Annotated in this window: 25 protein-coding genes and 3 pseudogenes; 10 read left to right on the forward strand and 18 right to left on the reverse strand. The window is 45.9% G+C overall.

From position 1 onward, the window contains the following. Positions 1 to 233: 233 nt before the first annotated feature. The 3 genes and pseudogenes from AK965_RS18345 to AK965_RS18355 form a co-directional block, all read right to left on the reverse strand. Positions 234 to 989 carry an alpha/beta hydrolase gene (locus tag AK965_RS18345; protein ID WP_099080969.1) on the reverse strand — a complete coding sequence of 252 codons (756 nt, stop codon included), beginning with the start codon at positions 987 to 989 and terminating at the stop codon, positions 234 to 236. Between the two features lie 5 nt (positions 990 to 994). After that, entirely contained in the window at positions 995 to 1,369 is a 375-nt protein-coding gene (locus AK965_RS18350) for a DUF2784 domain-containing protein (RefSeq protein WP_099080970.1), read from the reverse strand. A 108-nt stretch (positions 1,370 to 1,477) separates the two neighbouring features. Then, positions 1,478 to 1,684, reverse strand: a pseudogene (locus AK965_RS18355) (MFS transporter); the annotation flags it as partial. Between AK965_RS18355 and AK965_RS18360 the strand changes: the two are divergent. Together AK965_RS18360 and AK965_RS18365 are read left to right on the forward strand one after the other, a co-directional pair. Beyond that, positions 1,683 to 1,823, forward strand: a pseudogene (locus tag AK965_RS18360) (LysR family transcriptional regulator); the annotation flags it as partial. The pseudogenes AK965_RS18355 and AK965_RS18360 overlap by 2 nt on opposite strands. 117 nt (positions 1,824 to 1,940) lie before the next feature. Next, positions 1,941 to 2,483 carry an isochorismatase family protein gene (locus tag AK965_RS18365; protein WP_172438192.1) on the forward strand — a complete coding sequence of 181 codons (543 nt, stop codon included), beginning with the start codon at positions 1,941 to 1,943 and terminating at the stop codon, positions 2,481 to 2,483. Positions 2,484 to 2,508: 25 nt separating this feature from the next. On the opposite strand, the gene AK965_RS18370 is transcribed toward AK965_RS18365, so the two are convergent. Next, positions 2,509 to 3,405 carry a pyridoxal-phosphate dependent enzyme gene (locus AK965_RS18370; protein ID WP_099080972.1) on the reverse strand — a complete coding sequence of 299 codons (897 nt, stop codon included), beginning with the start codon at positions 3,403 to 3,405 and terminating at the stop codon, positions 2,509 to 2,511. A gap of 243 nt (positions 3,406 to 3,648) precedes the next feature. On the opposite strand from AK965_RS18370, the gene AK965_RS18375 reads away from it, so the two are divergent. Next, positions 3,649 to 4,887, forward strand: coding sequence for a leucine-rich repeat-containing protein kinase family protein (locus tag AK965_RS18375; protein WP_099080973.1), 1,239 nt, complete (start codon positions 3,649 to 3,651; stop codon positions 4,885 to 4,887). 26 nt (positions 4,888 to 4,913) lie between these two features. Here AK965_RS18375 and AK965_RS18380 read toward each other — a convergent pair. Further along, positions 4,914 to 5,359: pseudogene (locus AK965_RS18380) on the reverse strand (sensor histidine kinase); the annotation flags it as partial. 347 nt (positions 5,360 to 5,706) lie between these two features. Between AK965_RS18380 and AK965_RS18385 the strand changes: the two are divergent. From AK965_RS18385 to AK965_RS18400, 4 genes are all read left to right on the forward strand, one after another. Further along, positions 5,707 to 6,369, forward strand: a complete 663-nt coding sequence (locus tag AK965_RS18385; protein WP_099080974.1) for a transcriptional regulator — start codon at positions 5,707 to 5,709, stop codon at positions 6,367 to 6,369. Positions 6,370 to 6,392: 23 nt separating this feature from the next. Beyond that, positions 6,393 to 6,776, forward strand: coding sequence for a RidA family protein (locus AK965_RS18390; protein WP_099080975.1), 384 nt, complete (start codon positions 6,393 to 6,395; stop codon positions 6,774 to 6,776). Between the two features lie 39 nt (positions 6,777 to 6,815). Next, the gene (locus AK965_RS18395) at positions 6,816 to 8,222 is read left to right on the forward strand and encodes a cation:dicarboxylase symporter family transporter (protein ID WP_099080976.1); all 1,407 of its coding nucleotides are present in this window, start codon (positions 6,816 to 6,818) and stop codon (positions 8,220 to 8,222) included. 78 nt (positions 8,223 to 8,300) lie between these two features. After that, on the forward strand, positions 8,301 to 9,623 hold the full coding sequence (locus AK965_RS18400) for a CoA-disulfide reductase (protein WP_099080977.1): 1,323 nt from the start codon (positions 8,301 to 8,303) through the stop codon (positions 9,621 to 9,623). Between the two features lie 96 nt (positions 9,624 to 9,719). Here the strand turns inward: AK965_RS18400 and AK965_RS18405 are convergent, their stop codons facing one another. Beyond that, on the reverse strand, positions 9,720 to 12,125 hold the full coding sequence (locus AK965_RS18405; RefSeq protein WP_099080978.1) for a YgiQ family radical SAM protein: 2,406 nt from the start codon (positions 12,123 to 12,125) through the stop codon (positions 9,720 to 9,722). Between the two features lie 459 nt (positions 12,126 to 12,584). Here AK965_RS18405 and AK965_RS18410 point away from each other — a divergent pair, with 459 nt between their 5' ends. Both AK965_RS18410 and AK965_RS18415 read left to right on the forward strand, forming a co-directional pair. Further along, complete coding sequence (locus AK965_RS18410) at positions 12,585 to 13,295, forward strand: hypothetical protein (RefSeq protein WP_172438193.1); 711 nt, start codon at positions 12,585 to 12,587, stop codon at positions 13,293 to 13,295. Between the two features lie 159 nt (positions 13,296 to 13,454). Next, positions 13,455 to 13,655 (forward strand): DUF4250 domain-containing protein, encoded by a 201-nt coding sequence (locus tag AK965_RS18415; protein WP_099080979.1) that lies wholly within the window; start codon positions 13,455 to 13,457, stop codon positions 13,653 to 13,655. On the opposite strand, the gene AK965_RS18420 is transcribed toward AK965_RS18415, so the two are convergent. The 7 genes from AK965_RS18420 to AK965_RS18450 form a co-directional block, all read right to left on the reverse strand. Further along, on the reverse strand, positions 13,578 to 13,910 hold the full coding sequence (locus tag AK965_RS18420; protein ID WP_367379325.1) for a hypothetical protein: 333 nt from the start codon (positions 13,908 to 13,910) through the stop codon (positions 13,578 to 13,580). The two genes, AK965_RS18415 and AK965_RS18420, sit on opposite strands and share 78 nt — an antisense overlap. A gap of 219 nt (positions 13,911 to 14,129) precedes the next feature. Continuing rightward, positions 14,130 to 14,531 (reverse strand): GspS/AspS pilotin family protein, encoded by a 402-nt coding sequence (locus AK965_RS18425; RefSeq protein ID WP_099080980.1) that lies wholly within the window; start codon positions 14,529 to 14,531, stop codon positions 14,130 to 14,132. Between the two features lie 3 nt (positions 14,532 to 14,534). Then, entirely contained in the window at positions 14,535 to 14,831 is a 297-nt protein-coding gene (locus tag AK965_RS18430; RefSeq protein WP_099080981.1) for a YciI family protein, read from the reverse strand. A 77-nt stretch (positions 14,832 to 14,908) separates the two neighbouring features. Continuing rightward, complete coding sequence (yciA, locus tag AK965_RS18435) at positions 14,909 to 15,346, reverse strand: acyl-CoA thioester hydrolase YciA (protein ID WP_099080982.1); 438 nt, start codon at positions 15,344 to 15,346, stop codon at positions 14,909 to 14,911. Positions 15,347 to 15,486: 140 nt separating this feature from the next. After that, positions 15,487 to 16,050: a septation protein A gene (locus AK965_RS18440; RefSeq protein WP_099080983.1), complete on the reverse strand. Its 564-nt coding sequence runs from the start codon at positions 16,048 to 16,050 to the stop codon at positions 15,487 to 15,489. A 130-nt stretch (positions 16,051 to 16,180) separates the two neighbouring features. Next, positions 16,181 to 16,423 (reverse strand): hypothetical protein, encoded by a 243-nt coding sequence (locus AK965_RS18445; RefSeq protein ID WP_099080984.1) that lies wholly within the window; start codon positions 16,421 to 16,423, stop codon positions 16,181 to 16,183. A gap of 194 nt (positions 16,424 to 16,617) precedes the next feature. Then, positions 16,618 to 17,877 carry a dicarboxylate/amino acid:cation symporter gene (locus AK965_RS18450; protein ID WP_099080985.1) on the reverse strand — a complete coding sequence of 420 codons (1,260 nt, stop codon included), beginning with the start codon at positions 17,875 to 17,877 and terminating at the stop codon, positions 16,618 to 16,620. 422 nt (positions 17,878 to 18,299) lie between these two features. On the opposite strand from AK965_RS18450, the gene AK965_RS18455 reads away from it, so the two are divergent. Continuing rightward, positions 18,300 to 19,103 (forward strand): SDR family NAD(P)-dependent oxidoreductase, encoded by an 804-nt coding sequence (locus AK965_RS18455; protein ID WP_099080986.1) that lies wholly within the window; start codon positions 18,300 to 18,302, stop codon positions 19,101 to 19,103. A 108-nt stretch (positions 19,104 to 19,211) separates the two neighbouring features. On the opposite strand, the gene trpA is transcribed toward AK965_RS18455, so the two are convergent. From trpA to AK965_RS18480, 5 genes are all read right to left on the reverse strand, one after another. Next, positions 19,212 to 20,018, reverse strand: a complete 807-nt coding sequence (gene trpA / locus AK965_RS18460) for a tryptophan synthase subunit alpha (protein ID WP_099080987.1) — start codon at positions 20,016 to 20,018, stop codon at positions 19,212 to 19,214. After that, on the reverse strand, positions 20,018 to 21,208 hold the full coding sequence (gene trpB, locus AK965_RS18465) for a tryptophan synthase subunit beta (RefSeq protein ID WP_099080988.1): 1,191 nt from the start codon (positions 21,206 to 21,208) through the stop codon (positions 20,018 to 20,020). Before trpB ends, trpA begins: the two co-directional genes overlap by 1 nt. A gap of 71 nt (positions 21,209 to 21,279) precedes the next feature. Beyond that, on the reverse strand, positions 21,280 to 22,719 hold the full coding sequence (trpCF, locus tag AK965_RS18470; RefSeq protein ID WP_172438194.1) for a bifunctional indole-3-glycerol-phosphate synthase TrpC/phosphoribosylanthranilate isomerase TrpF: 1,440 nt from the start codon (positions 22,717 to 22,719) through the stop codon (positions 21,280 to 21,282). A gap of 13 nt (positions 22,720 to 22,732) precedes the next feature. Then, complete coding sequence (gene trpD / locus AK965_RS18475; RefSeq protein ID WP_099080990.1) at positions 22,733 to 23,743, reverse strand: anthranilate phosphoribosyltransferase; 1,011 nt, start codon at positions 23,741 to 23,743, stop codon at positions 22,733 to 22,735. Positions 23,744 to 23,781: 38 nt separating this feature from the next. Continuing rightward, the gene (locus AK965_RS18480) at positions 23,782 to 24,390 is read right to left on the reverse strand and encodes an aminodeoxychorismate/anthranilate synthase component II (RefSeq protein ID WP_099080991.1); all 609 of its coding nucleotides are present in this window, start codon (positions 24,388 to 24,390) and stop codon (positions 23,782 to 23,784) included. Positions 24,391 to 24,392: the final 2 nt, after the last annotated feature.

The following is a 24,392-nucleotide window of genomic DNA, read 5'->3' on the forward strand; positions in this document are numbered from 1 at the left end:
CAGTGTTGTGGATGAGTTGATTTGGCCAAAGGATAAGAGGATTTGTCATATCTTTGATTATCCGTTAAATACTAATTTAGCAAAATCACTGACTCACTTTTGTCCAAAAACGAGCTAGCCAACGTCAGTTCCGTGTGTGATCACCAAGCGATTCTGTCGTACCTTAATTACCAAGCGACTTTGGGCCTGATGAGCGTGGTACGATATTGTTCTTCACTAGAAGACACCATGAGTTAATCCAATACACGTTTCAGCCCTGATGCATAGGCAGGGAAATCTGAAATTGTATTGTGGCCTGCACCGGTAATGACAAACACCTCCGCTAGCTGATTGCCAAATTCAGCGATAAGCTGTTCGGTTCTCGCCCGCGTGATCACTCGATCCTCTTCTGCAATGAAGATATAGGTTTGAGCCGTAATATCTTTTGCCCTATCCGAAGAACGGTATTTGTCTTTGATCATCCAGGAAACGGGGAGCATCCAATAAATATCTTTTGCGACATTTTCAATGCTATCAAATGGTGTTACCAAGATGAGCTTGTCCACTTGATGATTAGCCGCTACGTATGTGGCAACACCTGAGCCAAGGCTCCGACCTAGCAACGATATCGAATCATGTTGAGTTTTAACTGACTCAAATATCTGTACCGCATTGCTATATAAAGCCTTCTCAGTCGGTGTGCCTAAATTATTACCATAACCGCGGTAAGGGATAAGATAGATAGTATAGCCTGGGGCCAACGCCTTAAAAAATGGGATATTGGCTTCGATACTTTCTGCGTTTCCGCCGTAATAGATTAGCGCCTTAGGTTGCCCTTCATTGAGCATCCAGCCAAAAAGTTGTATGCCATCCACAGCGAAGCTGGTATTCCTTTTGCCGTAAAAATGACTGGCAAGCTGGGGAAAGTAGAGAAACTGACGCTGTAAGGCATAAAAAGCAAGAGCGAAAAGGGCGTAGAACACCACTAGAGTAACCAATATACTTTTCATTCTCGTCACCTGCCTTGGTTGAGTTTATACCTATAATATACGAGAGCATAAATAACGATATTGATTCCCAAGGCGGCAAGACCGAGTAAAACCTGCACGTCAAAGCGCAACTCAACCGGATAAATAATGGGAATGATATAGTGCTCGACAAAGCCTCCCGGATAGCCTTCATCACCCGCCGCTTGCCTTAATTGGTTTTCCAATGGCGTTAAAGGGCAGATCCAGCCTTTAAAACTGATCACCGTAACCCATAGGGCTGCGGGAATATGGATAAACAGCATATAGCTACGCCATCGTACCAATACGCCTCCGATCAACGCGAAGATGATAAATAAAAGGTGAAGGATGACGACAAGATCTGCCAGCATTCGATAAATCATAAGTTATGCCTCCCTCCCAAGTTAAACATAGCCTACTTGAAGCCATAACTTTTATCCGAAGGGGTCTTTGTCCGGCAGACTCATCAGTCGTTGAAACTCACTTATCCGTCACAGCCTGAATCTCAGATGGTTCAACAATATGATGCGAATCCAGTGGTGGACTATCCACATCACCATCGCAGTAAGCAGTACCGCGACAAAGATGGAACTGAAGCGGTACAAGATGGAGAAGAATGCATCTTTTTGTTCTGGTACTAATGACGTCGTCAGTGGCACGGATAGGGCAGACATCGCCGAGAACGCGATGGCCGATTTGGAAGATGGTTAGCTGGTGGAAGTGCTGCCAGAGTTCACGCACCCTAAGCAGCATCTGACGTGGATTTATCCTTCCAATCTGTTTTTGCCTAACAAGGTAAAGGCGCTGATTGATCTATTCAGAGAGCAGCTCCAATAGAGTGAGTGGGTTGTAACTTTGCAGAATTCGCGGATTTGATTGCGCTAGACTTCTGGTACATTCTTGTTATTCAAGAACTTAAATATTCGCGCCTCAAGTCGCTCATAGGAGATGAGAATGTTATCGAAAAATACCACCGGTCTGATTGTTGTCGACGTGCAAGGCACACTGGCGAGCCTGATGCATGAGAGCGAAGCGCTGATAGAAAACACCACGAAGTTAGTTAAAGGAGCGAAGGCGCTTAGCCTACCGATGGTTTGGTTAGAGCAAAACCCAGATCGCTTAGGACCGACGGTTGAGCCGGTGCGTGAAGAATTGTCGCAAAATCATCTTGCTATCGCTAAATACACCTTCGATGGCTGTAAAGTACCGACATTCAAACTCGCTATCGAGAATGCCAACGTTGATACTTGGTTGATTTGTGGTATTGAAGCGCACATCTGTGTGTACCAAACCGCCTTATCGCTGCGCCAAATGGGTTACCGAGTGGAGTTGGTGACGGATTGTGTTTCTTCACGCACCGCGGCAAACAAAGCCTTAGCCTTGGCGAAACTGACCGCCAATGGGATCGGCCTGACCGGTGTAGAAATGTGTTTGTATGAAATGGTCGAAGATTGCCGAGCGCCAGAATTTAAAGACATTCTGACGCTAATTAAGTAACTCGAACGCAGATGACATTGCCGCTTTAATCAAACTCTCGCTGATACCTTGGCAACATCGACTCGTTGCCAAGTAATCCACCTTGATGAATATAGATAAGCGCCTTGTCTTGGTTCTCAGTCAGCCATGGCAGTAAACATTGCCACATGTACGGATCGTATAGCAGATCAAATTCAATATCGGTTTGTCTCTGCAGTGCTTTCCAGGTCTCGTAATCACTTTGGTACAAACGCCCAAAGTGATGCTTATCACGTACTGACAGAATCGTTGGGTGGTTGCCGGTTTCCAGCGTATTGAACTGCTCAGTGAGGTAATCGGCATCACCCACGCAAGCACACGTGACGACTTCTATCCCGTGCGGTTTTAGGTGCTTGCTCAAATACAGGGCGGTGGTGCCAGTTCCTGATGGCAATGCCACGACAAATGGTTTCTTCCCTTCAAAACGTGTCCACTCAAGAATTTCCATTGCCAATTGTTTTACACCGAGTTCAGCTACTGATGCACGACCACCCTCTGGCACAACAAGTGTTGTCTCGTCTAAGCGGCGAACTTGTTCAATGTAATCACGTGGATGAAGCTCAGAGCCGATGGCTTGCATTGAGGTTATGGTCATGCCGAGATCAAGTGCGCCACGGTAATTACCGATGGGCGTGTTTTTTAGCCAAGTCGGGATGTGCTGAACGTAGAATTCGAAGTTCCAACCTTTGATTTGTGCTAGTGCCGCCAGAGAATACATGGCATTCGATTGAGCAGACCCATAGCTAATCAAAGTTTTGATTTCACTGTTCTTCGCTTCCATTAACGCCATCAACTTACGCGCTTTGTTCCCAGAAAAGTGGGAATGCAACATGTCATCACGTTTAAGGAAAAAGGTGTGACCGTTATAGCTGTGCTGCGTTATCGGGCTTTCAGAAAGTTTCATACTGCTATTGGCGGAATCAACCACGCCACCTTGCCATTCAAGAGGGGGCGTAGTTTACCGCCATTAAATCGAGATAAAAAGTCTGTGTTTAGAGCTTGGCTTCGTTCGAGGGTTAAGCACTATCAATTAAGGTCGTTGATGATTCGATGATCTACCGTCAACGACATTCTTCGTGTTACTCGCCTTTCGAGTCTAAGCCACGTACACTACGCGCCTTATTTTATACAAGCAGAAGGCTTAGGTTTGCAGACTCTAGAACAACTAAAATCAGGGCAATTATTAGGAATTAAACAACTCAAGTTGGCCGAGGGGCTAACGGATTTTCCTATGGAGATTATAGAGCTTGCAGACACGCTGGAAGTACTAGACCTATCGGGCAATGCGCTTTCTGAACTTCCTAAAGAACTGGGTAAACTGACGAAGCTAAAAATCATCTTTGCTTCTAACAACCAATTCACACATTTGCCAGACGTGTTGGGCAAACTGCCAAATCTTGAGATGGTTGGGTTTAAAACCAATAAAATAAAAGAAGTAAGTGAAACGTCGCTGCCTGCTCAGTTGCGTTGGCTCATTTTAACTGACAACGAGATTGAAACCCTGCCGAATAGTTTGGGGGAAAGACCTCGATTACAAAAGCTGGCACTTGCGGGCAACCGCATTAAACGTTTGCCGAGTAGTATGGAAAACTTGGTGAACTTGGAGCTGATCCGTCTCTCTGCTAACCAGCTTGAATTTTTTCCTGACGTATTGACTCAGTTACCTAAGCTAGCTTGGTGTGCTTTCGCGGGGAATCCATTTTGTCAGCATCCCTCTTCGTTAGACAGTGTGCCTAAAGTCTCGACGAGCAGTTATTCACTCAATCGCGTGCTAGGGCAAGGGGCGAGTGGGGTGATCTCTCATGCCAATTGGCTAGATTCGGATTACGATTTCCCAAATGAAGTCGCCGTGAAAGTGTTCAAAGGCGAAGTGACCAGTGATGGCTTCCCTCATGATGAACTCGAAGCGTGTTTACAAGCAGGGCATCACAACAACTTGGTGAAGTCGATCGCGCAAGTAGATGATAGGAATGATCTTGCGTTGGTGATGGAGTTGATTCCTGACAGTTATTACAACTTAGGTTTGCCCCCAACGCTTGCAACCTGCACTAGGGATACGTTTCCAGAAGGCTTCTCTCTGACGATCAAGCAAATTGCATGTATCGTTGAACAGATGGTGGATGTGTTTAACCACCTGCACAACAACAAAGTGTGCCATGGCGACTTGTATGCTCACAATACATTGATCAATGAACAAGGGCAGATGATATTTGGCGATTTTGGTGCGGCGAGTATTTACGGCTACCTTTCAGAGGAGCAACAAACGGCAATCAGAACGATCGAAACACGCGCGTTACGATTGTTCATCGATGATTTACTGTCTGTTTGTGAGAAATCGGAAGTAGGGTGTGATGAATATCAACGCCTAACTGAACTGGATATTTAGAGCGACCTCATGTAGTTATGGCAAGATCACTTCGGCAATTCTTGATGTTCCGAAGCGATTTTGCTCACGGCTTCACAGCCACCTTTTGGGTGCGTCCCGATACTAAATTGCCAGCCGTATCGTTGGCATCAGTCATCGACAATCATTAACCCTAAGCCATGACTATTGGAGTGGGGAATATCGGAAAGCACCTCTCCTTCATCTCGAACTGAAATTTGCTTGTCGTTCATGTGAATCACACCGGTTGGTGTTGCCGCGATAACATTACGAACAAGGTTTCCTAAAATAATAGTCAGCACAGCATTGGTAACACGCGTAGTCAGATGGCATCTATTTGTATATCGAAACCAAGATTTTTTTCATCGGCTTGAGCTTGGTTTTGCGCAATGATTTGTTTTATTTCTTGCTCAGTAATACTTCTTGTTGGTGAATCATCGGTGTTGCGCTCATAACGAACTAACCCAAGTGATGATTTATTCAACATTACGTTAGATAAATTGACCGCAGAGATTGGATTATACGCAAGTATTACCGTATGCAGTTTGTACTGCGTTTTAAAATTTGTTTTAGATCATTGAAATGTGCAAAAATGCAAAATGTGATTTTAAATTATTAAACTTTGACAGGGTTTAAAAAATTAAACCCAGCTCGATGCTTTTTAGTGATCTTGTTCAAAATGCATGCGTGATTTCGATCAAAATTTCGGTTTTCGTTGCTGTTTTAGGCAGTTGTTGATGGTTTACATAAGTTTACTATCTATTGCTGAAACAACTCGAAAGGAGTAGTTTTTAGCCATTGAGTTAAGAAATGTAAACCGAAATGATGAGCGTAAAACAGGTTCGATTCACCGAAGCAGACAGAGAGTGTTTAAGCCACTATTTTCGTGTGGCTGACACGATTGCCGATCTCATTGGTCCTCACTGTGAGGTGGTGATTCATTCATTTGAAAGCTTAGACAATTCAGTGGTGAAAATCGTTAATGGGCATCATACCGGGCGTGAAATCGGTTCTCCAATCACCGATTTAGGTTTGCGTATGTGGCGAGCATTCGAGAAGACGGGGGAAGTATCACCAAAGAGCTACTTCACCAACGCATCAAATGGTTCATTGTTGAAATCGACCACTTGTATTTTGGCGGGGCCAAAGCAAAAGCCGATCGGTATGCTTTGCATCAATATGAACTTGTCATTTCCTTTTCCAGAAATCGTCAAAACGCTGATGCCGCAATGCAATGTATCGCAGGTCAATGAAACGTTCAGTAATAACGCGAACGATGTGATCCAACAAACGTTGAGCGCAGCAATCACTGAGGTGGACCAAGACGAAACGATTTCAGCCAAGGGGCGCAATAAAGCCATCATTCGCTGTTTATTTGATAATGGTGTATTCGAGCTGAAAGAGACGACCACACAAGTATCCGAGCAACTTGGGATCAGCCGTCAGGCGGTTTACAAGTTCATCCGAGAATTTAAATCAGAATAATATAATCATTTAGGAGTTATATCGTGAAACAGATCATTGCCACGCAGCAAGCACCGGCAGCTATCGGCCCTTACTCTCAAGGTACCGCTTACGGCGATATGGTGTATACCTCAGGCCAATTACCTCTTGTTCCAGAAACCATGCAATTTATTGAAGGCGGCATTAAAGAGCAGGCTCGTCAATCGCTAGAAAACTTGAAGGCGGTACTTGAAGCGAGTGGTGCGGGTCTAGACACCGTACTGAAAACCACGTGCTTCCTATCCGATATGGAGAACTTCGCCGCTTTCAATGAAGTGTATACCGACGTATTCGGTACAGAGAATGCACCAGCTCGCTCTTGCGTTGAAGCTGCAAGACTACCAAAAGATGCATTGGTTGAAGTTGAAGCCATCGCCTACAAAAAATAACTGTTCTTCGGACATAATGGGTATCAATAGGAGATTCTCATGAGTATTTCATTTATTGGATTGAGCGTCCTGTTCTTTGGATTTTACGCGTTACTGGCGAGCTTCAAAAAACAAAAGAAAAGCTTTAACTTTCGAGTACTAAGTGCGTTGGCTGCGGGTTTGTTGTTCGGTGGCGCTATTCAGCTTGTGTTTGGCGTTGGCAACGTTGCTACCGCAGGTTTTGCTGAACTGATTTCTGTTTTCGGTAAAGGCTACATTAAGCTTCTACAAATGATCGTTATCCCGCTTGTGTTTGTGGCGATGATCTCTTCGATCATGAACGTAGAAGGCGGCGGTGCATTATCTCGAATTGCACCAAAAATCATCGGTATTTTACTTTTCACTTGTGCTATTTCAGCTGGCGTTGGTATCGCAAGTATCTACCTATTCGGTATCGATGCCAACGCATTAGTAAGCAGCATCGGATCTAACGGTGCAATAGAAGCTCGTGGTGATGCTCTGGTTGCAACGCAAGATGCAATGACCAACAGTGGTCTGTCTGGTATGGCGCTGTCTATCATCCCAACTAACATCTTCGACATGCTAACAGGCTCAGAGCGTACTTCTACGCTGTCAACAGTACTGTTCGGTATGTTCCTTGGCTACTGTATTCTACAAGTAAAAAACCGTAAGCCGGAGAAAGTACAAAGCTTCGTTGATTTCATTAATGCAGCAAAAGAAGTGGTACTTTCAATGGTACGTGAAATTCTGAAGCTAACGCCTTATGGTGTATTCGCTCTGATGACCACGTTCATGATGACTAACGATTTGTTCGCACTAGCTGAAATGGGCCGCTTCCTACTAGCAAGCTACGTAGCAATCGGTGTTATGTTCGCGATTCACTTTGTGATGGTATCGATGTTCGGTCTATCTCCAGCGAAGTTCATGAAGAAAACCTGGCCAGTGCTTGTGTTCGGTTTTGGTTCTCGCTCAAGTATGGCGGCGATTCCATTAAACGTTGAAACGCAAACTCAACGCCTTGGTGTAGATGAAGAAACGGCAAACATGTCAGCAACCTTCGGTACCAGTATCGGTCAGAACGGCTGTGCAGGTATCTACCCAGCAATGCTAGCCATCATGGCGGCACAAGTAATGGGTATGCCTGTTGACCTAGGTTTCATCCTACAACTGATTGCCGTTATCGCGATTGCTTCATTCGGTATCGCAGGTGTTGGTGGTGGCGCTACGTTCGCAGCAGTCGCGGTTCTGACCATCATGGGTCTAGACATCACCGTTGTGGCGATTCTGGTTTCTATCGAAGCATTGATCGACATGGCTCGTACGGCACTGAACATCTCTGGTTCAATGTTGTCAGGTGTTGTCACCGCTAAGAAAAATGGCTCTTTGAATACAGAGCAATACAACGCAGATGTCGCTGTAACAACAGCGAAAGAAGCGGCAGTATAATTTACAAAACTTAATTAAGAGCACCCAAGGCGGGTGCTCTTCAGTTTTTCCTGAGTTCAGGTTATTTAGGTAATAGATATGAAAGTTGTTGTCGTAGGCGGTAGTGCTGCTGGAATGAGTTTCGCGGCGAAATACAAACGGAATCAGCCATCAGATGAAGTGATTGTGCTAGACAAGCGTGATTACATTTCCTTTGGTGCATGTGGTTTGCCTTACTTTGCTGGTGGCATGTTTGATGACACTGAGCGCATGATCTCTCGTACGCCAGAGCAAGCCATTCAATCAGGTTTAGATGTACGTGTTGAAACTGAAATGGTGGCATTTAACCGCGCTGAAAAGCAGATCACGGTACGTCATCAAGGTGAAGAGGGCGTACTCGATTACGATATGCTGATCATCGCAACTGGTGCACGCCCAATCGTACCGCCGTTTGGTGAGTTCAACCCAGAGCACGTATACACGCTAACCAGCATGGAAGATGGCTTGGCAGTGAAAGCAGTGCTTAAGGACAGCAACAAACAACGTGTTTGCGTTATCGGCGGTGGCTTTATCGGGCTTGAAGTGTTTGATGCAGCGCATTTGCTTGGTAAGCACGTCACCATCATTGAACGTGAGCAGCACGTGATGAGCCGTCAATTCAGCCCTGAAATGATCGAAGTAGTAGAAGGCGCGATTCGTGAATCGGGTGCAGAGCTTAAAACCGGTTGCAGCGTATCCGCCATTCGCGACGCCGAGCAGGGTGGTTACATCGTCGAAACCGACAATGGCAATGTGGAAGCAGATGTGGTGATCATGTCACTTGGCTTTAAACCAAACACAGAAGCGTTTGAGCTACCAAAGGCAGCTAATGGCGCACTGCTCGTGGACGAGTTTGGTGCAACAGAAGACGCGAACGTTCATGCCGTGGGCGACTGTGCTGTCGTTCACCACATGGCGTTAGGCAAATCGGTATACGTTCCGCTTGCAACAACGGCAAACAAACAAGCGCGTATGATGGCAGACAAGCTATCAGGCAAAGATACTTACATGACAGGCTTCTTAGGTTCATCATGCCTGAAGGTACTGGACTACGAGCTAGCGTGCACGGGCGTATCGGAACTTCTTGCTAAAGAGCACGGCTTGGAAGTGAAGGTTTCGACCATTTCAGATAAGAACCAAACCGATTACTACCCAGGCCAAGAAGACATCAAAGTGAAGTTGGTTTACCATCCAGAAACCAATGTTCTGCTAGGTGGTGAAGTTGTTGGTAAGAAAGGCGCGGTAGGACGCATCAATGCATTAGCGGTAGCAATTACAGCGAAGATGACCACACAACAGCTCGGCTACATGGACTTTTGCTATGCACCACCATTTTCTCGCACGTGGGATGCGCTAAACGTTGCTGGTAACGTCGCGAAATAAGCCTTATTAGAAAGTTACAGACCAAACAAAAGGGCTCCAGAGGTATCTCGGGAGCCCTTTTTAGTATTCAAATTCTATTGAATTAACGGCGCGTGCTTAACGATGTTTAGGTTTACGTTGTCCGGTTGGTTTGCCTTGTCCTTGTGGACGTCCTTGACCTTGAGAATGACTTTTACCTTGAGAGCTAGCACCATTTGAACGGTTTGGGTTGTTGCCGCCAGTTCGTGAGCCAGTATTAGGACGCTGACTATTGCTTGGACGTTGACCGTTAGTGCCGCCGTTGCCGCGATTTTGGCCCGCTTGACCGCCTTGTGCTTTTCCTGAACCGTTGCGGTTGCCGGATGGTTTACCATCATGTGAGCCACCCTCAGAACGTTTGTTCAAGTGACCACCGAAGCCCGGTTGGTTCTTAGTGTGCTTGGTTGCAAAGCGGTTTGCGCCATGGCGGCCAGATTTACGACGTTGTGCAGGTGTTTGTGCATCAATGTCTTCTGCCGGAACCAGACAGTTTGGCTTGTCACCAATCAGGTGTTTTTTACCCATGTTGTTCAACGCTTCACGGATCATTGGCCAGTTCGCTGGATCGTGGTAACGAAGTAGCGCTTTGTGTAGGCGACGCTGGCGTTCACCTTTCGCAACGGGCACATCTTCACGCTGTTTGTACTTCACACGCTTCAGAGGGTTCGTCTCTGAGTAGTACATCGACGTGGCGTTACACATTGGCGACGGGTAGAAGTTTTGTACTTGGTCACACTCGAAGTTATTTTTCTTCAACCATAGCGCAAGGTTCAGCATGTCTTCATCTTCTGTACCTGGGTGCGCAGAGATGAAGTAAGGGATCAGATATTGTTTCTTACCGGCTTCCGCGCTGTACTTCTCGAACATCTCTTTAAAGCGATCGTAAGTGCCCATGCCCGGTTTCATCATCAGATCCAGCGGGCCTTTTTCAGTGTGCTCAGGAGCAATCTTCAGGTAACCGCCGACGTGATGCGTCACCAACTCTTTGACGTATTCTGGTGACTCAATCGCAAGGTCGTAACGTACGCCAGATGCGATCATGACTTTCTTCACGCCTTTGACTTTACGTGCCGCGCGGTAAAGATCGATGGTGTGTTTATGATCTGTGTTTAGCTTGTTACAGATACCAGGGAACACACACGATGGACGACGGCAGTTTGCTTCTGCTTTCGGATCGCTACAACCCAGTCGATACATGTTGGCTGTCGGGCCACCCAAGTCAGAGATCGTACCGGTAAAGCCAGGAACCTTATCGCGGATCTCTTCCAACTCGTTAATGATCGAATCTTGAGAGCGGTTTTGAATGATGCGACCTTCGTGCTCTGTGATAGAACAGAAAGAACAGCCACCAAAACAACCACGCATGATGTTAACCGAGGTTTTGATCATGTCGTAAGCAGGGATCTTTGCCTTGCCATACATAGGATGAGGGACACGCGCGAACGGCAGACCGAATACGTAGTCCATTTCTTCTGTCGTCAACGGAATTGGCGCTTGGTTTACCCAAAGTTCACGGTCACCGTGACGCTGAATTAAAGCACGGCCAGAGTATGGGTTGGTTTCTAAATGCATCACACGACTTGAATGGGCATAAAGAATGCGGTCGTTGTTGAGCTTTTCGAAAGGCGGTAGGCGCACAGCAGTGGTCGCCGCATCGTGACGGGAAGGACGAATCGTAATTGGCTGAGCAACGGGCTCATCCTTTTTCGTCGCACATTCCGTTTCCACTTCGTAAGGGTTCTTGGGTACGAACGCTTCTTTACGTGGCTTCTCAATACGAGAGGAATCAATAATCGTGTAGCCCTCTGGCTCCGCAGACAAGTTAACCGCAGTACCGCGGATGTTAGTCAGAGCTGAAATATCGTCACCATCAGCTAGGCGGTGTGCTACTTCAACCAGCGCACGTTCTGCGTTACCAAACAATAGGATGTCGGCTTTAGCATCAAGTAGAACAGAGCGACGAACTTTATCTGACCAGTAATCGTAGTGCGCTACGCGACGTAAGCTGGCTTCGATACCACCAAGAACGATAGGTGTGCCTTTGTAGGCTTCACGACAACGTTGTGAGTATACCAAAGTTGCACGATCTGGGCGTTTTCCGCCTTCGTTGTTTGGCGTGTACGCATCATCGTGACGAAGTTTTTTGTCCGCCGTGTAACGGTTGATCATGGAGTCCATGTTACCCGCGGTGATCCCGAAGAACAGATTTGGCTTACCAAGTTGCATGAACGCATCTTTGTTTTGCCATTCTGGTTGAGCAATGATACCCACACGGAAGCCTTGTGCTTCCAAAAGACGACCAATGATTGCCATACCAAAGCTTGGGTGGTCTACATATGCGTCACCCGTGACGATGATAATGTCACAACTATCCCATCCTAGGGCATCCATTTCTTTGCGACTGGTCGGCAAGAAAGGTGCCGTACCAAAACACTCGGCCCAGTATTTTTTGTACTCATGAATAGGAGTAATGTCGTTGGTCATATTTTGCTCTCTGTTCTAGGGAGCGCGAATTATAGCGATTTGGTGATCAGGTATCTATACCTAACCCCCATAATAAAGTGTAGTTGAGCCACTTTTATTCCTAGATGAAAATAACTCGCAATACGTTTTTAGGTTTTGATGCGTAATGCCCTTTAAGCCCTTATTGTAATTGAGGTTAAGGCATTCAATTTTTAGTCGGCCGCTTATTAAACCTCAACTCGGGATAAGAAAGTTTACATAGCTTAATTTATGAGTCACTTGAGTTGATATTGGCGTCAGTACAGCTCTTTTAGATGGATAACGAGGCAGAATTACAAGTCAATAGCGAGTCTATTGCGGTCATTTTAACGACGTTAGGCGCTAAAAGCGCGGTGCTGAATGGCTTAGATTATCCCGAGCTGAGGTTATTTAGTTTAGGTGGTTTGCGGTTAGGCGATTTGTTATTATCGCCACCCTAAAATGACTTTTGAGTTTGTATTCAACATGATTCAACAACTGCTGTTAACTTTTCCTCCAATGTTATTTGGCGCGCAAGCGCTGTTGACATTGCTTTTGATTAAAGGTGATATTTGCCCGGGTCAGCGTGGTCGTCTGCATAAGATGTTGCCATCAATTGCGCTACTTTGGTTGGCAGTAGCCTCACTTCGTATTGAAGCGTTCATGATCGTGTTTGCGATTTTCTATTTCTACTCTCAAGTTCAAACTAAGAAGACGCGCGAAAAAGGCCCGCTATGGGCACTGCATTTAGCGAACGGTCTGGCGTTTGCGTATGTGAGTATTCAAGTATTTGAGCAGCCACATTGGGCAGCGTCTGCTTCAATGGCACTGATGGTTTTCTTCCTAGGTGGCGCATTTGCGCAGCTACTTTTGGTTATTGCGCGTAGTCGTCTTCAAGCGTTTCATCGCATCTTGCCAGTGACAGGTGTGGTATCAGGTATGTTGCTTGTGGTGATGACGCTGTTCTCCGCTTACCAATTGGATGAAGCGACGCTTCACTCAGTGACGTCGCATATTTTAGCGTCACTGGCTTTGCTGATCATCGCAATTGTTGTCTGGTCTTGGCACATTTTTACTCATAAAGCACCAACTAAAGTTCAGCTAGCGGCAGCGCTGATGCTTGCTTTGGCCTCAATGACCAGCTTACAAGGTCTGTTCTTGCTAGGCGCATAATCGTCTTTTTCAATATCACGTTGATGAGCTCGATATTTAGAGCGAGTTCACTTTCAAAACATTAGATTAAGTCTACGCTTACTTAATAACCTCATATCAATGCAATATCGACGTTGAACAGAATAGAGGTTAAACACCTTGTTTTAGAGGAGTGTCGCGATGGACTTAAGCAATGTTACAAACTGGGATAGCATTATTTTGCTAGGTATAGTGAATGAAAAGCTGCGCTTAGAGTGTGACAGCTTTGAAGAACTTGTAACTATGTATGAAATGGATGTGGAATCAGTAGTGGGTAAACTTGATGTGCTCGGCTACCAATATGACCCACTGACCAATCAATTCAAATCGTACGAACGTTAGTTTCGTTTCATTTCCCTGAATGTTAAGCCATCTTGATGCCGTCAAGGTGGCTTTTGCATTGCTGACGCGCTGTTGTGAAGAACGCCTGTAGATAGCGTTTATTTTTCTCTGAGTTTCGTGTCGCTGCAAACAGACAACGCCATAACCCTTCCCCAAAGGCATACTGGTAATCAGACCTTGCCGTGCAAACTCGGAAATCGCCCAGTTTGGTAATGCTGAGACCCCTAATCTTGCCGAGACCATCTGCACCAACATTAGCGTATTATCGGCTTGGAAGGGGTTCTTTGAGAAAGTTCTTGATGCTCAACCCTAACATCGGACAATGAATAAGGAATACGGACATGGCAACGACAACACTCATTCTTGGTTACATTCGTTAAATAAATGAGTCGTTAAAACGAAAAAAGCGAGGATAGTTGTCCTCGCTTTGCTATTTCTGTTTATCGCAGACTGCTAAAGAGACGCTCGACGTAATTACTGTGGTTGTTGAGTCGCAGTACAAGTTTGTTCCGATACTAACTCGTCAGCGATTAACTGACCGCGAGAGTTACGGATCTGAATTCGATACATCAAACCCATGTCGATTTGTTCACGTACTGCAGGAGTATGGCAGTAGGTGTAAATACTGGTATTTAGTACTTGGTTTAACGGTTTCGCGCCAAGTGCGCCGTCGTTATAAATCATCGTCATTTCAATCACATTTTTGTTAGAAGAAATGCGCATGATCTTAAGAGGGCCGTATTCAAGTGGTAAGCCCACAGAAAGTACGCCCGCACGGTTCGATGCCATCAGTTCAAGTTGACGTTGCTTATCATCATTGGATGAACAGCCCGATAGTGCACCAAGTACTAGAAAGAGACACAGTAAGTTTTTCATAACTTAGAATACTTTTTTGAACGGTTTTACGATGACGTTTTCGTAAACACCCGCGGTGATGTATGGGTCAGCATCTGCCCATGCTTGAGCATCTTCTAGCGAATCAAATTCTGCGATCACTGTTGAGCCAGTGAAGCCTGCTTCTCCTGGATTATCAGAGTCAATCGCTGGCATAGGACCTGCTGTCAGTAGGCGGCCTTCATCTTGAAGCAGTTGTAGGCGCTCAAGGTGTTGAGGGCGAACGCTCAAACGTTTTTCTAACGAATTTTCTACATCTTGAGAAAAGATGACGTACCACATAGCATGTTTCCTTAGTTAATGGGCTAAAGCCCTAATTTAACGCCTTTTTTATGTCACTCACAAGTCGACAATGGAAATTATGAGTGTATTCGAGCATTTAATGTATCGAGTTTCGTTCGTTGCTTCTGAATTGGACGTGGTTTGCCTTGGCTATCAATGGCGACATAGTTGAACGTTGCGTCACAGACCATAAAACGATCTTCGACGCCGTCAACTTTGACGGGTTTGACCCAAACCTCAAGATCGATGCTCATGGAGGTACGGCCAATTTTAGTACACACACCGTAACAACATACAACATCCCCAACGCTGACTGGCTTTTTAAACGTGATACTTGAAACAGAGACTGTAACCACGCGTCCTAAAGAAATTTCTTTTGCTAAAATTGCGCCAGCTAAATCAAGCTGAGACATGATCCAACCACCAAAGATATCGCCATTGGCGTTCGTGTCAGCCGGCATAGCGAGAGTTCGCAGCAACAGTTGACCAGTTGGAGAGTTAACTTCTTGACTCATGATGACATCCTACAATCTTTAACGGTGCTCATAGAAAGAGCAAAAACGTGCACCAATATTATTTGGAGCGACGAACAAAACAGCGACCCGTAGGTCGCTGTAAATAATCAAATTGACTGGATTATAGCAAAAATGTTTGTCTAATCATCAATTGACACATCGGAGGTGCTGTCTTTCTGTTCTTTTGGCATGTGTTTGTAGATATAGAAACCAGTTGCGATCATGTAAGCGAATGTAGCAATCAACAAGCCGAATACTTTGAAGTTAACCCAAACATCGAGTGGCAATTCGAAAGCGACATAAACGTTCAGACCCGCACAGAAGGAGAAGAACCCCACCCACGCCCAGTTGATCTTAGTCCAGATTGCTTCTGGGAGCGTGATTTCTTTACCTAGCATTCCTTTGATCGCGGATTTTCCCATCGCATGACTCACTGCCAAGCCAATCGCAAATACAGCGTAGACAATGGTGACTTTCCACTTAATAAAGTTGTCATCGTGAAGGAAAATCGTCATGCCCCCAAAGATCGCGACCATAGCAAAAGTGATCAACTGCATTTTTTCTACTTTTTTGTATAGCGCAAAAGTCAACACGATTTGAATCGCTGTTGCAATCATCAGCGCAGCTGTCGCTACGTAGATGTCGTACATCTTGTAGAGGACAAAAAAGACAATGAGTGGAATAAAGTCAATGACTTGCTTCATGTTACAATAACTACCTAGTTGCTGAGTTTATAACCAGTCTAACGTAATTTTAGTCAATGTGAATACATCCAGACAGCACGAGATGCGATTTACTTAATGATCACGCTCAGTAAGTCTCATCCCGCTTTTACTAGGCGACGTGTTGGTATTGCTCGATAACGTCAGAAACATCGTCTAAATACCCCGATGATATAAGTGCTTCTACCGTTGACTCCAGTTCTTCAAGTGACAGAGTGAAACAGCTTGATTTGCCAGTCGTCATAAGAAGGTATTGGTGATATCGCTCTTCAGTGAAATGGCCTACGCGGTCTAAAAGTAGCGCTTTAATTCCGTGATGAATCAAGCGGTAGTAAGTGTGGCGATGAAGCAGCATAGGAGCCTCCTTATTCAAACCTTTTACCGTAACTTAGTTCATAGCATTTTGTACGTTCACTTTGCCATTTTGTTCATACTGAAGGGGTATCAATAAAGAAAAGTGAGGTCGGTTTGCAACAGAGCAATCGTGACAAGTATTGAAGATACAAAAAAGCCACTCAGCTGAGCGGCTTATTTCACTGACACGCGTGATTATGCTTGTTGTTTTTGAAGTTCAGCTTGCGCTTCTTCCTCTTCCACAAGCGCATCAACAATCACCGCACACGCCGCATCACCGGTGATGTTTAGCGCGGTACGAATCATGTCGAAGATACGGTCAAGTGCAAACAGCAGTGGTAGACCTTCAATTGGAATACCTGCCGCGATCAAAACAGCAACAACGAGGAAAGAAGGGCCAGGTACACCAGCTTGACCTACGGCACCTAGCGTTGAAGTAACGATAATCGCGATGTATGCGCCCATACTTAGGTCAATATTGAACAGTTGTGCAAAGAAGATAGCGACTAAACCGTAGTAGATTGCGTTACCAGACATGTTGATGGTCGCACCTAGCGGCAGAACGAAAGAAGCGGTTGAATTTTTAACCCCTAGCTCTTTTTCACACGTGTCCATAGTGACAGGCAGTGTCGCCATTGAAGATGCGGTTGATAGTGCGACTGCTTGCGGCTTCTTCATTGTAGAAATGAATTTCTTCGCTGAAGTCTTAGTAAAGACATGGACCATTGCAGGGTAGACGATAAAACCGAATACTAGGATCGCTGCAACGTAAACAACGAACAGTTTGAATACCACCATTAGGGCACCAAAACCGAAGGTACCAACGGCTTCGGCCATCAGGCCAAATACACCAATAGGTGCGATGATCATCACTTTATTGATCATCCAAACCATTGCGTCAACAATGCAGTTTACGCCGTTGATGATTGGGTCACGACGTTCTTTTGCTTGCTTAGAAATCGCAATACCAAAGAATAGGCAGAAGACCAAAATTTGCAGGATGTTTGCTTCGTTGAGGGATTGGAAAACGTTGGTTGGGATCATACCAGTGATGGTTGCCCAGAAAGTAGGTAGTTCACCTTTCGAAGCGTATTCTGTTGAGAACATGCCTTCTACGCCTGAAACGTCGATGCCCATGCCAGGTTTGAATACTTCACCCATGAATAGCGCAAGCGCCACTGCTAGGGCGGATGTCAGACCAAAGAAACCTAGGGTGACCAAGCCAACTTTGCCTGCAGACTGGCTATTGCCCAAACCAGCAGCACCTGAAATCAAAGCGACAGCAACCAATGGGATTACTAACATTTTGATTAGATTTATAAAAATGGTACCTAGTGGCGCAAACACAGTCGCACTTTGCCCCATGAAGGCACCAACGGCAGTACCAACGATCATCGCAATGACGACTTGCATGCCGATGTTGTTTAGTAAACTCTTTTCTTTTAACACTTCCATAACCTCTGTGCTAGTAACATTTAAAATCCTAAGATTAACCACTAATTTATATTCGTATGACGGATGATTATCTCGCTTGTTCTTTTACACTTATCATTCACAAATGGCAATACAAGTTCAGTACAAACTTAGCGATTCATCGGAACTTTCTTGATTAATGGTTGTTTTTTTAATCAAAGGCAAACGTTTGCTATGGCTTTTGATCGTTATTTGATTGGCGGAGTCTGTGATTCTGGAGCTGAACCTGACTCGGAAATGTTGCGAGAATGTTTTTTTGATCGATGCTAAAACAATGGTTTTTTTTATGGAAACTCGAATTTTTAGGTATGCGTTATACTAGCAATAGTTTGTGACTTGGTAGGAACGCATTGATCAATCAATGACGCTTCTGACAATAGAACTATCATCCAATAGGAGTCGATATGCCTCTGTTTGAAAACAAAGTCGCCTTAGTTTTGGCTGGCGCACATGGTATTGGCAAAGCGTGCAGTTTACTTTTGGCCTCTCAGGGGGCGATAGTCTATGTTGCTGATTGGGATGTGGAACAAGCAAAAGTGACTGCTGATGAATGCAATACCAACAGCGGGAATGCTAAGGCGAAAGAGATGTTCTTTAACGCCTTTGATAATGAGTCGTATGTGCCTCTGATTGACTCTATTTTGCAAGAGCATGGCAGGGTAGATGTGTTGGTGAACAACTTTGGTGGTGTTGACCTAAAACTCGATCGAGATCTTGCGCATACGGATGTTGAGGATTGGGAGAAGAGCATGTTGGTCAATATCAACAGTGTATTTATTCCAGCCAAAGCCGTTATTCCTGCCATGGTAAAAAATGGCGGTGGTAGTATCGTTAACATTTCATCGCTTTCCTCTTTGAGTGCAGAGATGTCGAGTATTTCCTATGGAACTGCCAAAAATGCCATTAATCATATGACACGACAAATAGCGATCCAATACGCCAGTTATGGGATACGCTGCAACGCCGTTTTACCGGGTATGATCGCAACGGATGCGGTGAAGAAAAACTTGAATCAAGAGTTTATCGACAACTTTTTATCGACCCAGCCTATAAAACGAATGGGAGAGCCTAAAGATATTGCTCATGCGGTTAGTTTTTTAGCGAGTGATCTTGCGAGCTTTATTACTGGGGTGTGTTTACCTGTCACTGGCGGCATGAACATCGCCACGGCACGCTACTATTTTGATGCCGATAAAGTGACGTTTTAAGGTAAAGGCAATAGCGGATCGAAACATGAGCGAGCCTGGTATCCGGTTTGAATGGAAGGAAGAGCAATGTGCCGCTCAATCAGAGAGAGCGGCAACGTAGATTGGGGATTATTGTTGCGTAGCAGTTTTCATTGATGATATGAACTCACCTAATTTATCAAGCATCAGTTGCGGTTGATTGAGGTACGTTTCGATGATCTTAACCACCGCTGAGCCAGATATCACTCCTGCCGCACCAGATTCCAATGCCGCTTTCACCTGAGATGGCTCAGAAATACCAAAGCCAAGTAGCGACGGTGGCGCGTCAAATTGATTGAGCCTATCTAGCATATGGCTAACAGGCATATTTGCTTTGGTCTCAGCTCCTGTTACCCCAGCGCGTGACAGTAGGTAGGTGTAACCACCGCCTAGTTCAGAAACTTGTTTTAGGGTGTCATCACTTGCCGTTGGCGGTGCGATGAAGATTGGGTGAATGCCAAACTTCTCAGCTGCAGAGACAAATTCTGCACTTTCGTTGGTTGGTACGTCTGCAATCAAAACAGAATCAATGCCCGCTTTAGCGCAGCGCTCATAAAAGTTTTCGATACCGCGTGAGTAGACAAGGTTTGCGTACATCAGAAGACCGATAGGTAGCTCTGGATACTTCGCACGGATCTGACTAATTTTCTCAAAACAGATATCGGGTGTCGCTCCTGACTCTAACGCACGAATGTTCGCACCTTGAATGGTTGGACCATCGGCAAGTGGATCAGAAAATGGAATACCAAGCTCAAGGGCATCAGCCCCTGACTCAACCAAAGTTTCCATGATTTGGTAAGATTGTTCGGCGTTCGGATCGCAAACCGTCACGAACGGTACAAATGCGCCTTGGTTTTTTTCGTTTAGACGCGCAAACATCTTCTCATAACGGCTCATTAGAACACTCCTTTTTCTTCTAGGATATCGTGTACGGTGAAGATGTCTTTATCACCACGACCTGATAGGTTAACGACCAAAAGCTGCTCTTTTTCTGGGTTTTGACGAGCCATACGCAGTGCATGCGCTAAGGCGTGAGCTGACTCAAGTGCCGGGATGATACCTTCGCTGCGAGCAAGCTCTTGAAAGGCTTCTAACGCTTCATCATCGGTGACGTTGTCGTACTCCGCACGACCAATCGCGTTTAGATGCGCGTGCTGTGGGCCAACCGAAGGGAAATCTAGGCCAGCAGACACAGAGTAAGACTCTTCCACCTGACCATTTGGATCTTGCATCAGTGGTGCTTTCATACCAAAGAAGATGCCCGTTTTGCCGTGTTTAAGCGGTGCGCCGTGTTGATCTGTATCAATGCCTTTACCTGCTGGTTCAACACCAATAAGGCGAACGCTTTCTTCTTCAATGAAATCAGCAAACATACCGATAGCGTTTGAGCCACCACCCACACAGGCGATCACCGCATCTGGAAGGCGACCTTCGCGAGCCAAAATTTGGTTTTTGGTCTCTTCGCCGATCATGCGTTGGAAATCACGAACGATAGTCGGGAATGGATGAGGGCCTGCGGCTGTGCCAAGAAGGTAGTGCGCGTCTTCATACGTTGCAGACCAGTCGCGTAGCGCTTCGTTACACGCGTCTTTTAGCGTTGCAGAACCCGAATGGACAGGGATGACCTCTGCGCCCATGAGTTTCATACGGAACACGTTCGGGCTTTGACGCTCAACGTCTTTTGCCCCCATGTAAACACGGCACTTAAGCCCAAGCAGTGCGCACGCGAGAGCGGTTGCTACGCCGTGCTGACCTGCGCCAGTTTCTGCGATGATTTCGTTTTTACCCATGCGTTTTGCAAGCAGCGCTTGACCTAACACTTGGTTAGTCTTGTGCGCGCCACCGTGAAGCAGGTCTTCACGCTTTAGGTACAGTTTGGTTTTCGTACCTTTGGTTAGGTTACGCGTAAGAGTTAGTGCCGTTGGGCGGCCTGCGTATTCTTGAAGAAGCATCATGAATTCACTGCGAAACTCAGGGTCTTCTTGCGCGTCGATAAACGCTTGCTCTAGTTGATCCAGTGCTGGCACTAGAATTTGCGGAACGTACTGGCCGCCGTATTCGCCAAAGTAGGCATTCAGTTTTGCCATCGTGATCTTCCTTCTCGTATTTTTTTGCTGCGAATCGCTTTATTGCTTTCATTATTTAGCTACAAATAGCTTTAATAGTCGCGAATGGCATTAAACGCAGCCAGCAACTTTTGTGAATCTTTTCTGCCCGGTGTGCTTTCGACACCAGAGTTTAAATCTAATCCCAAGCAACCCAATTTTGCTGCTTGTTGTGCATTTTCAGGAGATAGGCCGCCAGCCAACATGATCTGACCTGGGTCGCCAATCAATGACCAATCGAACACTTGCCCCGTTCCACCTGTTTGATTACCAATTTGTGCATCTAATAGGTGACGATCAATGTTTTCACCAAGTAGTATGGGTTGGGCGTCAGCCACACCGTAGGCTTTCCAAACCTCTGTGCTAGAAGGCAACTCAGCTCTCAACTGGTTTACATAGTTTTGGTCTTCTTCGCCATGTAACTGAACCGCCTTTAAACCTAATGACGTCACGATAGATGCAACAAAATCGATATCGTGATTTTGGAATACACCCACATAATGAAGTGGAGCACCACTCATAGTGAGGCGAGCTTTTTCTAGGTCAACGGCACGTTTCGATTTCTCAACAAAAATCAGACCACCAAAGACCGCGCCAGCTTGATAAACTTTGGCTGAGTCATCTGGATGAGTAAGACCACACACCTTGTTTTCACCTAGTGTGATTTTACGCACCGCAAGCTCCAAGTTGTCTTCCGCCATTAGTGAGCTACCAATCAAGAAGCCATCCGCGTATTGTGCTAAATCACGAACTTGTTGGTGTGTGTAAATACCAGACTCTGAAATTATCGTCGCATTTGGCGCAAGTTTGCGAATGGTTGGTGCGAGCGCTTTCGTGCGGTTTAAATCGGTGCTTAAGTCACGTAGGTTCCGGTTATTAATGCCAATAACGCGAGCGCCTAGCTCAACCGCGCGGTGGAGTTCTTCTTCGTTACTGACTTCGGTTAGAATCCCCATATTTAGGCTGTGCGCGGCTTCTTCTAGCGCTTTGTATTCTGCGTCATTTAGAACAGACAGCATCAGTAGTACCGCATCGGCACCGTAATGACGGGCGAGATAAACTTGATACGTGTCCACCATAAAGTCTTTACACAGAACAGGCTGTTTTACTTGATTGCGAACACGCGGAAGAAAGTCGAAGTTACCTTGGAAGTATTTTTCGTCAGTAAGGACTGAAATCGCATCAGCGTGGTGGTTATAAACCGATGCGATGTAATCCAAATCGAAGTCGTCACGGATCAAGCCTTTTGACGGTGAGGCTTTTTTGCATTCGGTGATGAAAACGGTTTTGTTGCCGCTCAAAGCATCATAAAAACTGCGGTCAGAAGGCATCAAATCTGATTGAAAAGTGCTGAGATGCTGCGATGCTTTGCGTTCCGCTACCCATCGGTATTTATCACGAACGATCTTAGCGAGAACTTCTGCCATTTCTGCTTCTTTCTTAGAAACGTGTTCCGACAAGTTACCAGGTTGCTCCGTGTTAAAGTCAGTCATCTTCATCAATTCCTTAAGCGTGAGCGGCAAGTTGCTGTACCAATTGGTAAGCCTTACCTGAATTCATAGCTTCAATGGCTTGTTGCGTGTTGGCTTTCAAATCTTCGTGACCGAATAGACGCATTAGTAGAGCCACATTGACGGCTACCGCACCTAGTTGAGCGTCCGTGCCTTTGCCGGTCAGAATGTTGGTAATGATCGCTTTGTTTTCTTCTGGATCGCCACCTTTAATCGCTTCTAATGGATGAGCGTCTAGGCCAAAATCTTCTGGTGTTAGCGTATATTCGATAATCTCATCGTCTTTGATTTCAGCGACAGTGGTTGAGCCGTGAATCGCCACTTCATCTAAGCCGCTGCCATGGACAACCGCTGCGCGTTTCATGCCCATTTGTAGCATGGTTTCAGCAATAGGGCGAACCAGTTCTTCACGGTAAACGCCCATCAATTCGATGTTTGGACGAGCGGGGTTTATCAGTGGACCAAGAATGTTAAAGATGGTGCGGGTTTTCATGGTTTGACGCACTGGCATCGCGTGACGTACACCACCGTGGTATTGAGGGGCGAATAGGAAAGCCACACCGATATCATCGACCGCTTTGCGTGTATCTTCGGCGGTCATCATGAGATTGATACCAAACGAGTCGAGAAGGTCAGAAGAGCCTGATTTGCTGGAGACGCTGCGGTTGCCGTGTTTGGCAACTTTTAGACCACAAGCTGCTGCGACGAAGGCAGCGGTTGTTGAAATGTTGATGGTGTTGTGACCGTCACCGCCCGTACCCACGATGTCAGCGAAATCGTAATCTGGGCGAGGGAATGCGCTGGCGTTCGCTAAAAGTGCTTTTGCTGCTCCTGCGATTTCATCCGGTGTTTCGCCTTTGATCTTTAGCGCAGTCAGTGCTGATGCCATTAAGATTGGGTCTAGCTCGCCACGAATGATGATGTTAAACAACTGTTGGCTTTCTTCCTGAGTCAGTGACGCTTGTTGGTATAATTTGGTCATAATAGGGTTGATAATTGCTTCCATAAATTTCTCTCCTAAATTTCTTATGCGCCAAGCGCTTTTTAATCAGTGTGGGGCTGAGTTGGAATTTTATCGTTGAGTGCCCATTCAATGGCATTGGCCAACAGTGTTGCTCCGTAGATCGTCATAATCGATTCCGGGTGGAACTGGAATCCGCAAACTTTATCTTCCTCTTGAACGACAGACATTACCAAATTATCCACTTCTGCTGTGATGGTTAGGCTCTCAGGAACCTGAGTTGCAACCAGCGAGTGGTAACGTGCAATCGCCAGTGGTGATGGTAGGTTTTGGTAAATCGCATGGTTTTGGTGCGCCATCATAGAGACCTTACCGTGAATGATTTCGCCTGCGCCAGCAACGATGCCGCCGTACGCTTCAACAATCGCTTGGTGACCAAGACAAATTCCGATCATCGGAACTTTGCCCTTTATGCGCTGGATAAGCTCTGGCATTGAACCGGCTTCTGACGGTGCACCAGGACCAGGCGATAACAGAACCACAGGGTTTTCAAGCTCGCTCACTGCTTGTTCGATGGTTTCTGCGGGGATGATGTTTCGGTAAATTTTGACTGAGTGACCTAGCGAGCGGAACTGATCTACAAGGTTGTAGGTGAACGAGTCAAAGTTATCGATAAATACGATGTCAGCCATGT

Source organism: Vibrio sp. PID17_43, assembly GCF_002608565.1.
In the GTDB taxonomy this organism is placed as follows: Bacteria; Pseudomonadota; Gammaproteobacteria; order Enterobacterales; family Vibrionaceae; genus Vibrio.

Excerpts from the sequence above, each read along its gene's own strand:
- AK965_RS18345 (WP_099080969.1), bottom strand. The coding sequence starts at position 989 with ATGAAAAGTATATTGGTTACTCTAGTGGTGTTCTACGCCCTTTTCGCT.
- AK965_RS18350 (WP_099080970.1), bottom strand. The coding sequence starts at position 1,369 with ATGATTTATCGAATGCTGGCAGATCTTGTCGTCATCCTTCACCTTTTA.
- AK965_RS18365 (WP_172438192.1), top strand. The coding sequence starts at position 1,941 with ATGTTATCGAAAAATACCACCGGTCTGATTGTTGTCGACGTGCAAGGC.
- AK965_RS18370 (WP_099080972.1), bottom strand. The coding sequence starts at position 3,405 with ATGAAACTTTCTGAAAGCCCGATAACGCAGCACAGCTATAACGGTCAC.
- AK965_RS18385 (WP_099080974.1), top strand. The coding sequence starts at position 5,707 with ATGATGAGCGTAAAACAGGTTCGATTCACCGAAGCAGACAGAGAGTGT.
- AK965_RS18395 (WP_099080976.1), top strand. The coding sequence starts at position 6,816 with ATGAGTATTTCATTTATTGGATTGAGCGTCCTGTTCTTTGGATTTTAC.
- AK965_RS18400 (WP_099080977.1), top strand. The coding sequence starts at position 8,301 with ATGAAAGTTGTTGTCGTAGGCGGTAGTGCTGCTGGAATGAGTTTCGCG.
- AK965_RS18405 (WP_099080978.1), bottom strand. The coding sequence starts at position 12,125 with ATGACCAACGACATTACTCCTATTCATGAGTACAAAAAATACTGGGCC.
- AK965_RS18410 (WP_172438193.1), top strand. The coding sequence starts at position 12,585 with ATGACTTTTGAGTTTGTATTCAACATGATTCAACAACTGCTGTTAACT.
- AK965_RS18415 (WP_099080979.1), top strand. The coding sequence starts at position 13,455 with ATGGACTTAAGCAATGTTACAAACTGGGATAGCATTATTTTGCTAGGT.
- AK965_RS18420 (WP_367379325.1), bottom strand. The coding sequence starts at position 13,910 with ATGTTGGTGCAGATGGTCTCGGCAAGATTAGGGGTCTCAGCATTACCA.
- AK965_RS18425 (WP_099080980.1), bottom strand. The coding sequence starts at position 14,531 with ATGAAAAACTTACTGTGTCTCTTTCTAGTACTTGGTGCACTATCGGGC.
- AK965_RS18430 (WP_099080981.1), bottom strand. The coding sequence starts at position 14,831 with ATGTGGTACGTCATCTTTTCTCAAGATGTAGAAAATTCGTTAGAAAAA.
- yciA (WP_099080982.1), bottom strand. The coding sequence starts at position 15,346 with ATGAGTCAAGAAGTTAACTCTCCAACTGGTCAACTGTTGCTGCGAACT.
- AK965_RS18440 (WP_099080983.1), bottom strand. The coding sequence starts at position 16,050 with ATGAAGCAAGTCATTGACTTTATTCCACTCATTGTCTTTTTTGTCCTC.
- AK965_RS18445 (WP_099080984.1), bottom strand. The coding sequence starts at position 16,423 with ATGCTGCTTCATCGCCACACTTACTACCGCTTGATTCATCACGGAATT.
- AK965_RS18450 (WP_099080985.1), bottom strand. The coding sequence starts at position 17,877 with ATGGAAGTGTTAAAAGAAAAGAGTTTACTAAACAACATCGGCATGCAA.
- AK965_RS18455 (WP_099080986.1), top strand. The coding sequence starts at position 18,300 with ATGCCTCTGTTTGAAAACAAAGTCGCCTTAGTTTTGGCTGGCGCACAT.
- trpA (WP_099080987.1), bottom strand. The coding sequence starts at position 20,018 with ATGAGCCGTTATGAGAAGATGTTTGCGCGTCTAAACGAAAAAAACCAA.
- trpB (WP_099080988.1), bottom strand. The coding sequence starts at position 21,208 with ATGGCAAAACTGAATGCCTACTTTGGCGAATACGGCGGCCAGTACGTT.
- trpCF (WP_172438194.1), bottom strand. The coding sequence starts at position 22,719 with ATGACTGACTTTAACACGGAGCAACCTGGTAACTTGTCGGAACACGTT.
- trpD (WP_099080990.1), bottom strand. The coding sequence starts at position 23,743 with ATGGAAGCAATTATCAACCCTATTATGACCAAATTATACCAACAAGCG.
- AK965_RS18480 (WP_099080991.1), bottom strand. The coding sequence starts at position 24,390 with ATGGCTGACATCGTATTTATCGATAACTTTGACTCGTTCACCTACAAC.